This is a genomic window from Streptomyces sp. NBC_01474 (assembly GCF_035918215.1).
GTDB lineage: Bacteria > Actinomycetota > Actinomycetes > Streptomycetales > Streptomycetaceae > Streptomyces > Streptomyces aureus.
In genome coordinates this window covers 9,091,360-9,104,518 of record NZ_CP109449.1, presented here as the reverse complement: position 1 = coordinate 9,104,518, position 13,159 = coordinate 9,091,360, and the positions used below count along the sequence as shown (strand labels likewise).

Genomic DNA, 13,159 nt, shown 5'->3' with positions numbered 1-13,159 from the left:
CAGTCGAGCCGCGCGAGCTCGTGCATTACGTCACAGGCCCTCAGCTACGGCTTGTAGGCGTTCTGTTGCCGACCCCGCCGAATCGGTCGTGGTCGGCAAGGAGTTCGTCGATCACACGGTGGTGGGACGCGGTGCGCTCCGGGTCCGCGCCGAGGGACTCCGACATGACCAGCAGGGACTTCCACAGGGACCAGCCGCGGGCTCGGGCCCATGTGCCGGCGTCCTTGGCGACCGTGCGGCGGAAGGCCTCACGGCTGTCTCCGGAGAACATGCCCCAGGCGATCACCAGGTCGCAGGCGGGGTCGCCGACCCCCGACGTGCCGAAGTCGATGACGGCCGTGGGTGCGCCGTCGGCGACGAGCAGGTTGCCGGTGCCGGTGGCGATGTCTCCGTGGAACCACACCGGCGTCCCCCGCCACCGCGCGGCGAGCGCGGCCTCCCACACGGCGGCCGCCCGGCGCGTGTCGACATGGCCCTCCAGCGCCGTGAGGCAGCGGCGGGTCTCGTCGTCGTGCCCGTACGGGGCAACGGAACATCCGTGCCCGCGGACGCTGTCGCGACTACGGCCTGCGGCGCGGCTTCCCACGCTTGGCGCCGCCCTTGGAACCACCCTTGAGACCGCCCTTGAGACCGCCCTTTGCCGCGCCCTTCGGCCCGGGTTTGGTGCCACCCTTGGCGCCGCCGCGCGGGTTCTTCCCGGCGGCCGGCTTCTGCCGCGCCGCCCCGCTCTTGTCGGTACGAGCCGCCTTGGGCTGCGGCGGGGTCGCCGTGCGGCCGCGTGAGCTGTTGACCGTCCGCCCACGGACGATGCCGATGAACTCCTCCACCAGATCGGTGGTCTCGTCCTCCGGCCACGACAGCGCGACCTGGGACTCGGGGGCGTCGGTCACCGGCCGGTAGGTGAGGTCCTTGCGGTGGTGCAGGCGGGCGAGCGACTGCGGCACCACCAGCACACCGATCCCGGCGGCCACCAGCTCGACCGCGTCCGCCGTCGTCTCCGGGCGCTCGAACGCGGGCTCACCGGGAAGCTGCTCCCAGACGAGGGTGTCGTCGAGGGGGTGCAGCACCGTCTCGTCGGCCAGATCCTCCAGGGACACCTCGTCGACCGCGGCCACGACGTGGTCCTTGGGGATCACCACCACGGTCGTCTCGGTGTAGAGGGGGATCGCGCTGAGTACGGTCCGGTCCACCGGCAGTCGCACGAGGCCGGCGTCCGCCCCACGGTCCCGCAGTACGTCGGATGCCTCTCCTGCGGGAGTAGCGACGAGGGTCAGCGGAACGCCGGGCAGCCGCTCGTTCCAGATCCGCACCCACTTGGTGGGCGTCACTCCCGGGACATACGCGAGCCGGAACGAAGGGGATACATCCGAGCCTGTCACTCCGCCAGGTTACCGGTCGTGGTCGGAGGTATCGCACACAGTCGATACCCTGGACACCATGACGTCGCACCAGACCACCCAGACCATGAAGCCCGCGACCGCGGCCAAGAAGCTGGGTGTGTACCTCGAGGCCACCCCCGCCGAGTTCCAGGAGGGTGTCGTCTCGCGCAGCGAGCTCAACGCGCTGCAGGCCGACCCGCCCGAGTGGCTCCAGGAGCTGCGGCTCCACGGCCCGCACCCCCGGCCCGTCGTCGCGTCCAAGCTCGGCATCTCGATCTCGGGTCTCGCCCGTGGCGGGATCACCGAGGCGCTCACCACGGAGCAGATCGAGGCGCTGAAGACCGAGAGCCCCGAGTGGCTCCAGCAGGAGCGTGCCACCCAGGCCGCGGTGCGCAAGGAAGCCGTCCGTATCAAGGAGCGGAACGCGCAGCGCGCCGAGCAGTCCGGCGACCAGCGTTCCTGACCGCCGCCCCGCCTGACCGACCACCGACCTCCCCGGCCCCGCCTCCGGCCTGTCAGGGCACGCACTGGATCCGAGGGAAGCGCGGGGACGGCCCGGGCAGGGGACCGCGAGGCGACAGCTGACGGAGCAGCGGAGCGGCGGGCCGCTTCGGGCACACCCCCGTTCGACTCAGGCCCCCTCGGGCCGGTCCACCGTCTCCGCGCCGTCGAGCGGGCTGCGTTCCAGGAAGGCCGCCGCCGCGGGAACGGCCGTGCGCAGGCGCAGCAGTCCGGCGGCGGTCAGGGTGCGGCACACCGAGTCCTCCTCGGCCATGACGCGCTGGCCCAGGCGGGCGTGGAAGTCGGCGGGGGTGAGGGCCGCGCCGGGCCCCGCGGACCAGGTGCGGCCCGCGGGTGTGGGCCGCGAACTGTGGGCGCACACGGCCAGGCGCCCCGACTCCACGTACCAGAGGACCACGGGCTCCGCGCGGGGTGGCTCGACGGTCCGTCCGGCGGGCAGGGACATGGTGCCGAAGCAGTCGGAGACGGCCTGCGCGGCCCGCTCGCCTGCCCTCCCGAAGAGGTCGCTTTCCGTCAGGGGAACGGGCGCGGAGGGGTCGAGTCCGAGGTCGGTCAGGAGTTCGTCCTCGCAGGATTCGATGGCGCGTCCGAGGTCGGCGAATTCGTCCTTGGTGTGCGTGACGGGGCGCGCCGACGGGTCGGCGATCACCATCCGGATCCCGCGTTCGCGCAGGTCGTGGCCGAGAGCGCGCAGGAGGTCGGCGGCGACGGGTTCGATGCGGCCGACCCGTGCGAGGTCCAGGACGAACCAGCGGGCGGCCTTCGGGAGGTCGCGGGCCGCGCGCAGGGTCTGTTCCGCGGTGGCGAAGTCCAGGTCGCCCTGGAGGACGTGGACGCGGATGCGGTCGGGCCGTTCGTCGAGTGCGGCGCGCTGGTCGCGCGGGCGGTGGCGCAGCGAGCGCAGTGGGCCCGGATCGAGGGAGCGCGGCGGCAGCGGACGGCCGCTGCTGCCGGTGGCGCGCATCAGGTGCAGCCCGAACTGTTCCGACAGGAGGTGGCAGGCGGCGATGGCGCGGACGCTGTTGCCCTTCTCGTCCAGGGGCGGGCTGAACACGCCGATGCCGAACTGGCCGGGCAGCGCCACGCCGATCCCGCCCGAGACCCCGCTCTTCGCCGGCAGGCCCACGCGCAGCATCCACCGCCCGGAGGCGTCGTACATCCCGCAGGTGGCCATGACGGCGAGGACGTGCTGGGCGTGGTGGGAGGCGACGACCCGTTCGCCGGTGAGCGGGTTGGTGCCGCCGCCGGCCAGGGTCGCGTGCATCACGGCGAGGTCGTCGCAGGTCACGAGCACGGAGCACTGACGGAAGTAGACCGCGAGCTGCTCCTCCACGTCGCCGGTGAGCGAGCCCGCGTTGTGCATGAGGTAGGCGAGGGCGCGGTTGCGGTCACCGGTGGCGCGCTCGGAGGCGAACACCGCGTCGTCGACGGTCAGGTCCCGGCCCGCGAAGGCTCCCAGGCCGGCCAGGATGCGGGCGGAACGCTCGTCGGGGTTCGCTCCGGCCACCAGTGAACTGGTCACGATGGCACCGGCGTTGACCATCGGGTTGGGCGGGCGTCCGGTGCCGGGTTCGAGGCGGATCGAGCTGAACCCCTCACCGCTCGGTTCGGCGCCCACGCGCGCGAGGACGTCCTCCAGTCCCTGGTCGGCGAGTGCGAGCGCGAAGACGAAGGGCTTGGACACGGACTGGACGGTGAACGGCACCTCGCTGTCGCCGCAGCTGTAGACCTGCCCGTCGAGCGCACACAGGCTCAGTCCGAACAGGTCCGGGTCGGCCCTGCTCAGCTCCGGGATGTACGAAGCCGGCTCGCCCTCCGTGAGGTCGCGCAGCCTGATGCGGACGCGGTCCAGGAGCGCGGCGAGCGGATCGTCCGACGGCTTGTTGTGCCTCACACCGCAATCGAACACCACGGCCGGACGATGCGCCTTCCCAAGCGGGCAACGGGTGCCCGAGTCAGATCCGGCTCCCGGACGCGGTGTCCGAGGACAGACGCTGGGCGAGGTAGATCGGGATGACGGACAGCAGGACGAGGACGGCGGCGACGACGTTGACGACGGGGGCCTGCTGCGGGCGCGCCATGTTCGAGAAGATCCAGACGGGCAGGGTCTGGATGCCGGGTCCGGCGGTGAAGGTCGTCACGACGATCTCGTCGAAGGAGAGGGCGAAGGCGAGCAGGCCGCCCGCGACCAGCGCGGAGCGCACCAGCGGGAACGTGATGTCGACGAACGTACGGAAACTGTGCGCCCCGAGGTCCATAGCGGCCTCTTCGTACGACCCCGGCATGCGCCGCAGCCGGGCGATGACGTTGTTGAAGACCACCACGATGCAGAACGTGGCGTGGCCGACGATGACGGTGAACAGGCCGAGGCCCACGCCGAGCGGTTCGAGGACCGTACGGAAGGCGGTGTTGAGGGCGACGCCGGTGACGATGCCGGGCAGCGCGATCGGCAGGACGACGACGAAGGAGACGGCGTCGCGTCCGAAGAACCTGTAGCGCTGGCAGGCGAACGCGATGAGCGTGCCGAGGACCAGGGCGATGGCGGTCGCGCCGAGCCCCGCTTTGACCGATGTCCACAGCGCGTCGCGGGCGCCGGAGCTGTGCCAGGCGTCGGCCCACCAGTCGAAGGTGAGCCCGGGCGGAGGCCAGCCCGAACTGCGGTCCGGGTTCAGGGAGTTGACGAGGACCAGGAGCAGCGGGACGTAGATCACCGCGAAGCCGAGCGCGGCGGCGATGCGCAGGGTGATGCGCGCGGGGCGGGAGAGATTCATCGGAGGGACCTTCGCTGTGCGTGATCCGGAGGGACGGCGAGGGCGGGCGCGGCCCGGGACATCAGGGGCTTCAGAAGAACCGGCGGGCTCGGGGCGTCACAGGCTGCTGAGGGCTCCGGTACGGCGTACCGCGAGCAGATAGAGCACGATGATCACCACGGGCACGGTGCCGAGCGCGGCGGCGAGCGGCAGGTCGAGGGTGATGTTGGAGTAGATGAGGTTGCCGATCAGCTGGGTCTTGCCGCCGACGATCTGTACGGCGATGTAGTCGCCGAGGCTGAGCGAGAAGGTGAAGACCGACCCGGCCGCGACGGACGGCAGGATCATCGGCAGGACGACGGAGCGGAAGGTGCGGCCCGTGCGGGCGCCGAGGTCGGCGGAGGCGTCGAGGAGGCTGTCCGGGAGCTGTTCGAGTCCGGCGTGGATCGGCAGGATCATGTACGGCAGCCACAGGTAGGTCAGGACGAGGACGGTGGCGGTGAGGCCGTAGCCGGGTCCCTTGAGGCCGAGCGGTCCCAACACCCAGTCCAGCAGCCCGCCTTGGGCGAGGATGAGCCGCCAGGCGTACGCCTTGACGAGGTAGCTCGCCCACAGCGGGGTGAGGATGGCGACGACGAGGAGCGGCCGCCACCGCGGGTTCGCGATGCGGGCCGTGTAGAACGCGATCGGGAACGCGATCAGTACGCACAGGGCGGTGACCGCGAGGGCGACGCCGACGCTGCGCAGGGCCACCTGCCGGTAGACGTCGGTGGTGAACAGCGCGGTGAAGTTGTCCGTGTTCCAGATCTTCACGACGTTCGAGGTGAAGGAGTCCGTGGTCCAGAACGCGGACAGGAACAGGACGGTGAGCGAGCCGAGATAGGCCAGGACGAGCCAGGCCGTCGGTGCGGAGAGCAGCAGGGACAGCTGTAGCCGGGGGCGCCGGTACAGCGCCCCGGCGAGCCGCCGGACAGGTCCGGCGGCAGGCGCGGTGTCGGTCATCGGCGGCAGGTCCTAGCCCTTGATCTCGGTCCAGGCCTGGACCCACTTGGCGTACGGGACGCACTTGGTGTCCGTGCGGCCGTCGATGCACTGGGCGATGGGCGTGGTCCAGAAGTGGACGTTCTTCCAGTACGCCTCGTCGGCCGCGTGGTACGTGGCGCAGTGGTTCTTGTCGGCCGTCAGGTCACAGGCCTTCGCGTTGGCCGGAGCCTCGCCGAAGTACTCGGCGACCTGCGCGTTGGCCTTCGGCGAGATGATCCAGTTCATCCACTTGTAGGCACAGTTGGGGTGCTTGGCCTTGGCGGAGAGCATCCAGGTGTCGGACCAGCCGGTGGCGCCCTCCTTGGGCAGGACCCCCTTCACGGGGACCTTCTCCGCCTGGGCGGTGTTGAGGATCACCTGCCAGCTGGTGCCGACGACGGAGTCACCGCTCTTGAACGCGGAGACCTCCTTGAGGTAGTCGCTCCAGTACTCGCCGACGTTGGAGTTCTGCGCCTTGAGCAGGGCGACCGCCGCGTCGAACTGCTTCTGGTCCAGCGCGTACGGGTCCTTGATGCCGAGGGACGGCTTGGACTTCATCAGGTACAGGGCGGCGTCCGCGAGGTAGATCGGCGAATCGTACACGGTGACCTTCCCCTTGTGGGCGGAGGCCTTGTCGAAGACCGCGGACCAGGAGTCGGGCGCCGGGGAGACCTTCTTGGTGTTGTACATGAGGAGGTTGGCGCCGCGGCCGTGCGGGATGCCGTAGGCGACACCCTTGACCGAGTTCCACTGCTGGTTCTTCAGCCCGGCGAAGACGTCCTTGTAGTTGGGCACCAGCTTGGTGTTCACGGGGGCCGCGTCACCCGAGGCGATCAGCCGCAGCGACGCGTCGCCGGAGGCGGAGACCGCGTCGTACTGGCCGGTCTTCATCAGGTTGACCATCTCGTCGGACGTGCCCGCGGTCTTGGTGTTGACCTGGCAGCCGGTCTGCTTCTCGAAGTCGGTGACCCAGTCGACCTTCGGGTCGTTCGAGCCGTCCTCGGCGTAGCCGGCCCAGGCGATCAGGTTGACCTGCCCCTCCGACTTGCCGAGGGTCTTCTGCGCGGAGAGCTTCGGCGGGGTGAATTCGCTGCCGCCGGGCGAGGATCCGGCGGTGTCCGAGGAACCGCAGGCGGAGGCGAGGAGCAGGGCGCCGAGCGCGGCCACCGCTCGGGACGTTCGGGTCAGTCGCACGGGGATCTCCACGGAGGGGGGACGGGCGGGCGGTAACGGTCGTACGGGGTCTGCGGCGACGCGTGCGTGGCGTGCGCGTAAGCGCGTTCACGTGCGTCAGGAGCGTGGCGGGCCGGGGGTCAACTCGCGTCGGGTACCTGGAAGTTGTGCCGCCGGTGCCACTGGAGTCTGACCCGGGAGCCGCGCAGGGCGGCCACGTCCTCGGACGAGGTCTCCAGGTTCTGCTGCAGGGCGGTGAGCCGGCCACCGGCGTCGAGGTCGACGAGGAAGCGGGTCGCGTCCCCCAGATAGACGACCTCCGCGACGGTGCCGGTCGCGCTGGCGTGCTCCGGCTCGGCGGTGGCGGACTCCTTGAGCACGTGGATCTTCTCCGGGCGGATGCTGTACGTGGCCCGGTCCCCCACGACCTGCTCCGCCGCGTCGCCGGACAGCAGGTTCGAGGTGCCGACGAACCCCGCGACGAAGGGGGTGGCGGGACGCTCGTATATCTGGGCCGGGGTGCCGACCTGTTCGACGCGGCCCTGGTTGAAGACCGCGATGCGGTCGCTCATCGTCAGCGCCTCCTCCTGGTCGTGCGTGACGAAGACGAACGTGATCCCGATCTCGCGCTGGATCGCCTTGAGTTCGACCTGCATCTGCTCACGGAGCTTGAGGTCGAGGGCGCCCAGCGGTTCGTCGAGGAGCAGCACCTTCGGGCGGCCGACGAGTGCGCGGGCCAGGGCCACGCGCTGACGCTGCCCGCCGGAGAGCTGGGAGGGGCGGCGCCCGCCGAAGCCTTCGAGCCGCACGCTCGCCAGTGCCTCCCTGGCCCGCGCGAGGCGCTCGGCCTTGGGCACCTTGCGGACCTTGAGGCTGTAGGCGACGTTCTGCTCCAGGGTCATGTGCGGGAACAGCGCGTAGTCCTGGAACACGGTGTGCACGTCACGCTCGAAGGGGGCCCGACGGGTGACGTCGGCGCCCGCGAGCTCGATGGTTCCGGCGGTCGGGGCCTCGAAGCCCGCGATCATCCGGAGCACCGTGGTCTTGCCCGAGCCGGACGGCCCCAGCATCGAGAAGAACTCGCCGTCCGCGATCTCCAGGTCGACCCCGGCCACGGCCTCCGTCCTGCCGAAGGACTTGCGCAGGCTCTGCAGCCGGATGGCCATTCCCTCCATGGGCGGGAACCTTTCTGGTGCTGTCGGGAGTTGGCCGTAAACATATGAAGTCATAGTTCTAATTTCAAGGCCCCGCTAAGGTAAAGGCTGCGCCAAGTGGCAAGGTGGTGACCGTGAACCGAGACAAAACCGGCGTCCGAAGAGCCGTCTTCACACCCGTCGACACGCTCGCCCGCGTGGACGCCGTGGTGCGGCGGCTCGGTGACGCCATCGACCTCGGGCTGCTCGCCGACGGTGAGCAGCTGCCCGGCGAGAGCGACCTCGCCGCCCAGCTCGGCGTCTCCACCGTGACCCTGCGCGAGGCGCTCATGGCCCTGCGGCAGCGCGGCCTGGTCACCACCCGCAGGGGCCGCGGCGGGGGCAGCTTCGTGACCGTCCCCGACGGCCCCGCCGAGGACCGGCTCCTCGCCCGCCTCGCCGACTGGAGCACCGAGGAACTGCGCGATCTCGCCGACCACTGGGCCGCCGTCTCCGGCGCCGCCGCCCGCCTCGCGGCCCGGCGCACGGAGCCCGCCGATCTGCGGCAACTGCAGAGGTCTTTGGGAGAGTTGATGGACGCCAAGGACTCGGGGGCCCGCAGCCGCATCTACGGGCGCTTCCACGTCGAGCTGGCCGCCGCCGCCCAGTCCGCCCGTCTGACCAGGGAGGAAGTCACTCTGCAGACCGAAGTCGGGGCGCTGCTACGGCTCGTGCTGCACGACGACGTCCTCCTCGCGGACGCGGCGGACCGTCACCGCGCCGTGATCTCGGCCGTGCATGATGGGGCGGACGACCGCGCCAGGGCCCTGGCCGAAGAATGCGTGCAGACCTCCATGGCGCGCCTGATCGAACTCCGCCTCGGCCCGGCCGGCGGCGCGAGCGGTCCCGGTCCGAAGGAGGCCCCCGATGGGCAGCAACCCCCGTCCCGCAAACGCCGGATCGGCGCTGCTTGACGACCGGCCGGCAGCCGAGGCGGCCGCCCGCGTCCGTGACGCGCTCGAAGGTGTCTTCGACGCCGTCGGCGCCACCGCCGTGGACATCGAGTCCGTGCTCTCCTCCGTCGCAGGGAAGGGACGCCGCCCGGTCGCGGACGACCTGACCGCGCTCCGCCCCGGGCTGCACACCCGGCTCGACCGCTACGACCTGGTCTCGGGGATCGGCTTCGTCGCGGACCCCGGCCTCCTCGACGACGTACCCGCGTGGCTGGAGTGGTGGCAGCGGACCGCGGACGGGGCCGTGCAGCCGCTGCTGCTCGACCTGGACCCGCAGCGCTCCGCGTACTCGGACTACACCCACTGGGACTGGTTCACACTGCCCCGTGACACCGGACAGCGGGCCGTCGCGGGCCCCTACGTCGACTACCTCTGCTCCGACGAGTACAGCCTCACACTCTCCGCGCCGGTGACGGTCAATGGACGCTTCATGGGGGTGGCCGCCGCCGACGTCTACCTGCGCCGCTTCGAGTCCGTCGTCATGCCGCTGCTCCAGCGCCTCCCGGGGCCCGCCCGTCTGGTGAACGCGCGCGGCCGCGTCGCCGCCTCCACGGACCCCCGCCACCTCGTCGGCTCCCTCAGCAAGGGCCCCGACCTCGCGGCGGTACTGGCCGGACCGGCGGAGGGCACGGACCACGACGGGCTGCGCCTGCTGCCGTGCGACGGCGTCCCGCTGATCCTGGCGACGGCGACGCCTTCCGCCATGCGGCCGTAGACCCAAGTCCTGTTCCCTCAGGCGCCACCCGGCGCGCGCACCGCCGCTGCGACGGCGCTGTAGGCGCGGCCGTCCACGACGTACTCGCCCAGGGGCCGCATACCGAACCCGTCCACGTGGACGCGCCAGGAGGGCCGGTTCGTGGACTCGATGAACGCGACCACCGCGTCGGCCCGCGTCGCGGCCGCCTCGACAGCCATGGTGAACAGTCCGCGCGCCACCCCACGCCCCCGGTAGGCCGCGTCGACGACCACGGGCCCGTAGAGCAGCCAGCGCACCTCGCTCAGCGGCCGGCCCTCCCAGCGCAGCGTGTCCTGCGCCGCGAGCAGGCCGACGACCGGCGGCGGCGGCCCGGGCAGGTCGTCGGGGCCGGAGAGGGCGAGGAGACCCGCCACCTGCCCGTCGTCGTCGGCCACCAGCAACGTCCCGGCCGCGGCCATGGCGCGGAGCGTTGCGGCGTCGAAACCCCCTTGCACGAAGCCCTGCTCGTCCCGCTGACGTTCCGTCAGGGCATCTCGGTCATTGGCGGCGAAGAGCGCGGCCATGGCGGGAGCGTCGGCCTCGGTCGCCCAGCGATACATCATGGGACCGATCTTGACACGGCACGCACGGCACACACGGCACGCACGGCAGCGGCTATCCCAGGAACGAGGCCACCGTCCGCGTGAAGCGATCGGGGGCGTCGACCCACGGGAAGTGACCCGCGCCTTCCTGGACGGCCAGTTCGGCGTGCGGGAGCAGCTCCGCGACGGCGGCGGCGACCCGGGGCCGCGGGCCGCCGTCCCGCTCGCCCGCCAGGACCAGGACCCTCGCGTCCCAACCGGCCAGGGCGGCGCGCGCCGCGGCGGGGTCGAAGGCTCCGGGGGACGCGTAGACGTCCGCCGCCGCCTCGTTGGTCTGCTCGACCTCTCCGGCGGCGTGCGCCTCGGCGGCCGTGTCCCAGCGCCCGTAGAAGAACGGCACCGCCGCGTCGAAGTCGGCGTCGGTCGCGGTGCCGTCCCAGACCCGTCCGTACGCGTCGCGCGCGGAGGCGAACCACGGTTCGTCCACGCGCAGGGCTGCCGCTTCGAGTCGGTGCTCCGTGGTGAAGTCGACGCCTAGGGCGCGTGCGCGGGCGGTGACCATCGCGAGGGTGCGGACGCGCCGGGGGTACCTGGCCGCGTAGAGCAGCGCGAGGTCACCGGCCGCCGAGTGCGCGAGCAGGTCGACGCTCTCCAGGCGGAGTCGGACACGGAGCGCCTCGACGTCGTCGACCTGCCGGTCGCAGCGGTACGTGGACGGGTCCGCCGGGGCGTCGGAGTCGCCCGTGCCACGCAGGTCGAGCAGCACAAGGCGGCGCCGCTTCGAGAGCCCGCCGAGATCGCCGAGGTAGGCCGAGGCGCGCATGGGCCCGCCGGGCAGGCAGATGAGGGGCTCGCCCTCCCCCACGACGCGGTAGGCGAGCCGGGTGCCGTCGGGGGCGGTGAAGGCAGGCATGGCGTCATCCTCGGGTCCGCGCTCCGGTCATGGCAAGCGGATTGGCGCCCGTCCGGCGGGGCCGGGAGTCACCAGCGGGGGTCCGGATCGGGTACGCGCGTGAACTCCCGTACAGCTGAGGCCAGTTCAGTCGGCTGGTCCAAGGGGACGAGGGTGTAGCTGTCCTCGATCTCGACCAGCCGCCCCTGCGGGAGGAGTTCGGCGAGGCGTCGGCCGTGGGCGAGCGGCATCACTCGGTCGTCGCGCGCCCACACGACGAGCGCGGGCCGGTCGAACGCCGGCAGATGCTCCGCCGCCCGCAGCAGGACGCGGGTGTCGCCGAAGACCGCGCGCAGCATCCGTACGGCATCGCGGCGGATCTCCGGCTGCGTGATGACGGGCCTCATCCACCGGCCGGTCGCGGCGCCGCCTCGTTTGGTCAGCCACCCGAACGCAACCGGCAGCCGACGCACCGCGCCGATCCGCATCTGCTGCATGAACAGACCGAACATCCTTGGCGACAGCTTCCCCGCGAGAGTGAGCGTCCTGCCGGTCAGCCCCGGCGGAAGGTTGTCGAACGCCTCGCACGAGACCAGCACCACGCGGCCCACGCGCTCGGCGGCGCCCTCGGAGATGACCAGTTGGACGAGCGCCCCTCCGGTGTCGTTGCCGACGAGGGTGACGTCGCGCAGGTCGAGACGGTCGAGGAACTCGACCACGAGGCGGGCGACCCCGGGCAGCGACAGATCGGCGTCGTCGCGCATCGCGCGGCGGTGCGCGCCCAGGGGCAGCGTCGGCGCCACGCACCGGTGCTCGCCGGACAGTTCCGCGATCGGCCCGTCCCAGAGCGAGGCGTCCATCATCAGGCCGTGCAGGAAGACGACCGTGGGGCCACCGCTGCCCGCGTCCGCGTCCGCCCGTCCTCCCGTGTCCTCGTATGCGACGGTCCCTGCGGTCAGCTCGATCTCCTTCATGACCGGCTCCGGGCCGAAGGATCAGCAGTGGCGGCGGCACCATGGCCGGCGGGTGGTGTCTCGTCGAGCAAGTGGCGCTGCAGAAAGGCGAGTTCGGCTTCGACGGCCGGTTCGTGCGCGTCCATGAAGGGCGCGTAGTGCCCTCCCGGCAGGTGGACCAGCTCTGCCTGCGGCGCTCGTCGCGCCGCGTCGACGGCCGGCCCCGGCAGGGCGGACCGGTCCTGGTCGCACACGACGACCAGCAGGGGACACCGCGCCTTGGACGCCTGACGGCCCGGCCGGTAGAAACTGAGGCTCAGCGCCGAGCGGGCGGCGACCTCCTGCTGCCAGTCCGGGTAGCGGTTGCCCGGGTTGAGCGCCCGGTCCCCCTCGTTCCCGTCCGGCGTGGTGAGCATCGCCACGGTCCCGGGCGGACCGGCGAGCGGCATCAGCAAGGGCTTACGTCCGACGAGACCACCGGCGGCATCGAGGAGGCCCCTCACGGTGAGCCGGAGCATTCCCCACGGCGTCTGATACGCCATCGCCCTGCGCGACGCCACGGGCCCGTCGGCCAGCGGTGTCTGCGCGATCGCCGCCGCCAACCGCGGTGCGCGCCCGGCGACTTGGAAGATGTGACCGCCCGAGGCCGAGAACCCCCAGGCCGCGACGCGTGAGGGGTCGACCCCCGGCAGGATCGCGGCACGGGCGATCGCGGCCCGCCAGTCGGCGAGTTGCTCCTCGATGTCCAGGATCTGGCGCGGCGCGCCCCCGCTTTCACCGAAGCGCCGGTAGTCGAAGGCGAGGACGCTGAACCCGGCGGCGTGGAAGCGCGCCGCGAACGGGTCGGTACCCGGCTCCTTGGTCACCCCGCCGCCGGGCGCCATGACCACGCACGCACCGTTCGTCCCCGGGTAGTGCCACGCGGCGCATTCGGTACCGCCGCTGGGGAATCGGACTTTCTCCCGCTCCATGGACATCCGCATGACCGGCCTCCGAGTGGACCCGCGTGGATCCGAGTGGACGAGAAACACCCTCATCGAAAG

General features: G+C 71.7%; 14 protein-coding genes. 3 read left to right on the top strand and 11 right to left on the bottom strand.

Features of this window, described 5'->3' with window-relative positions; genetic code table 11:
• Positions 1 to 40 precede the first annotated feature (40 nt).
• Together OG758_RS41650 and OG758_RS41645 are read right to left on the bottom strand one after the other, a co-directional pair.
• Positions 41 to 586 (bottom strand): phosphotransferase, encoded by a 546-nt coding sequence (locus OG758_RS41650; RefSeq protein WP_442810383.1) that lies wholly within the window; start codon positions 584 to 586, stop codon positions 41 to 43.
• Positions 561 to 1,379 (bottom strand): LysR family substrate-binding domain-containing protein, encoded by an 819-nt coding sequence (locus OG758_RS41645; protein WP_326714624.1) that lies wholly within the window; start codon positions 1,377 to 1,379, stop codon positions 561 to 563. Before OG758_RS41645 ends, OG758_RS41650 begins: the two co-directional genes overlap by 26 nt.
• Positions 1,380 to 1,437: 58 nt before the next feature.
• On the opposite strand from OG758_RS41645, the gene OG758_RS41640 reads away from it, so the two are divergent.
• A complete protein-coding gene (locus OG758_RS41640; RefSeq protein ID WP_326714623.1) occupies positions 1,438 to 1,842 on the top strand; it encodes a DUF5997 family protein in 405 nt (134 codons plus the stop codon).
• Positions 1,843 to 2,010: 168 nt separating this feature from the next.
• Here the strand turns inward: OG758_RS41640 and glsA are convergent, their stop codons facing one another.
• The 5 genes from glsA to OG758_RS41615 all read right to left on the bottom strand — a co-directional run bounded on the left by glsA (position 2,011) and on the right by OG758_RS41615 (position 8,022).
• Positions 2,011 to 3,795 carry a glutaminase A gene (glsA, locus tag OG758_RS41635; protein WP_326714622.1) on the bottom strand — a complete coding sequence of 595 codons (1,785 nt, stop codon included), beginning with the start codon at positions 3,793 to 3,795 and terminating at the stop codon, positions 2,011 to 2,013.
• 61 nt (positions 3,796 to 3,856) lie between these two features.
• Positions 3,857 to 4,672, bottom strand: a complete 816-nt coding sequence (locus OG758_RS41630; RefSeq protein ID WP_326714621.1) for an ABC transporter permease — start codon at positions 4,670 to 4,672, stop codon at positions 3,857 to 3,859.
• A gap of 96 nt (positions 4,673 to 4,768) precedes the next feature.
• Positions 4,769 to 5,653, bottom strand: a complete 885-nt coding sequence (locus OG758_RS41625) for an ABC transporter permease (RefSeq protein ID WP_227293016.1) — start codon at positions 5,651 to 5,653, stop codon at positions 4,769 to 4,771.
• 12 nt (positions 5,654 to 5,665) lie between these two features.
• A complete protein-coding gene (locus OG758_RS41620) occupies positions 5,666 to 6,868 on the bottom strand; it encodes an ABC transporter substrate-binding protein (protein WP_326714620.1) in 1,203 nt (400 codons plus the stop codon).
• A gap of 119 nt (positions 6,869 to 6,987) precedes the next feature.
• Positions 6,988 to 8,022 (bottom strand): ABC transporter ATP-binding protein, encoded by a 1,035-nt coding sequence (locus OG758_RS41615; protein ID WP_326714619.1) that lies wholly within the window; start codon positions 8,020 to 8,022, stop codon positions 6,988 to 6,990.
• A gap of 107 nt (positions 8,023 to 8,129) precedes the next feature.
• Between OG758_RS41615 and OG758_RS41610 the strand changes: the two genes are divergently transcribed.
• On the top strand, positions 8,130 to 8,954 hold the full coding sequence (locus OG758_RS41610) for a FadR/GntR family transcriptional regulator (RefSeq protein WP_372564473.1): 825 nt from the start codon (positions 8,130 to 8,132) through the stop codon (positions 8,952 to 8,954).
• The gene (locus OG758_RS41605) at positions 8,908 to 9,708 is read left to right on the top strand and encodes a cache domain-containing protein (RefSeq protein ID WP_326714617.1); all 801 of its coding nucleotides are present in this window, start codon (positions 8,908 to 8,910) and stop codon (positions 9,706 to 9,708) included. The genes OG758_RS41610 and OG758_RS41605 overlap by 47 nt, the downstream gene beginning before the upstream one ends.
• Before the next feature lie 17 nt (positions 9,709 to 9,725).
• On the opposite strand, the gene OG758_RS41600 is transcribed toward OG758_RS41605, so the two are convergent.
• From OG758_RS41600 to OG758_RS41585, 4 genes are all read right to left on the bottom strand, one after another.
• Positions 9,726 to 10,292 (bottom strand): GNAT family N-acetyltransferase, encoded by a 567-nt coding sequence (locus tag OG758_RS41600; RefSeq protein ID WP_326714616.1) that lies wholly within the window; start codon positions 10,290 to 10,292, stop codon positions 9,726 to 9,728.
• A gap of 52 nt (positions 10,293 to 10,344) precedes the next feature.
• Complete coding sequence (locus OG758_RS41595) at positions 10,345 to 11,184, bottom strand: alpha/beta fold hydrolase (protein WP_326714615.1); 840 nt, start codon at positions 11,182 to 11,184, stop codon at positions 10,345 to 10,347.
• A 68-nt stretch (positions 11,185 to 11,252) separates the two neighbouring features.
• Positions 11,253 to 12,137 (bottom strand): alpha/beta fold hydrolase, encoded by an 885-nt coding sequence (locus tag OG758_RS41590; protein WP_326714614.1) that lies wholly within the window; start codon positions 12,135 to 12,137, stop codon positions 11,253 to 11,255.
• Positions 12,134 to 13,000: an alpha/beta hydrolase gene (locus tag OG758_RS41585; protein ID WP_326716209.1), complete on the bottom strand. Its 867-nt coding sequence runs from the start codon at positions 12,998 to 13,000 to the stop codon at positions 12,134 to 12,136. The genes OG758_RS41590 and OG758_RS41585 overlap by 4 nt, the downstream gene beginning before the upstream one ends.
• Between the last annotated feature and the right edge of the window lie 159 nt (positions 13,001 to 13,159).

What these genes read in the sequence shown, in the direction of transcription:
- OG758_RS41640 (WP_326714623.1), top strand. Translation starts at nt 1,438, where the DNA reads ATGACGTCGCACCAGACCACCCAGACCATGAAGCCCGCGACCGCGGCC.
- OG758_RS41630 (WP_326714621.1), bottom strand. Translation starts at nt 4,672, where the DNA reads ATGAATCTCTCCCGCCCCGCGCGCATCACCCTGCGCATCGCCGCCGCG.
- OG758_RS41625 (WP_227293016.1), bottom strand. Translation starts at nt 5,653, where the DNA reads ATGACCGACACCGCGCCTGCCGCCGGACCTGTCCGGCGGCTCGCCGGG.
- OG758_RS41615 (WP_326714619.1), bottom strand. Translation starts at nt 8,022, where the DNA reads ATGGAGGGAATGGCCATCCGGCTGCAGAGCCTGCGCAAGTCCTTCGGC.
- OG758_RS41605 (WP_326714617.1), top strand. Translation starts at nt 8,908, where the DNA reads ATGGGCAGCAACCCCCGTCCCGCAAACGCCGGATCGGCGCTGCTTGAC.
- OG758_RS41600 (WP_326714616.1), bottom strand. Translation starts at nt 10,292, where the DNA reads ATGATGTATCGCTGGGCGACCGAGGCCGACGCTCCCGCCATGGCCGCG.
- OG758_RS41595 (WP_326714615.1), bottom strand. Translation starts at nt 11,184, where the DNA reads ATGCCTGCCTTCACCGCCCCCGACGGCACCCGGCTCGCCTACCGCGTC.
- OG758_RS41590 (WP_326714614.1), bottom strand. Translation starts at nt 12,137, where the DNA reads ATGAAGGAGATCGAGCTGACCGCAGGGACCGTCGCATACGAGGACACG.
- OG758_RS41585 (WP_326716209.1), bottom strand. Translation starts at nt 13,000, where the DNA reads ATGGCGCCCGGCGGCGGGGTGACCAAGGAGCCGGGTACCGACCCGTTC.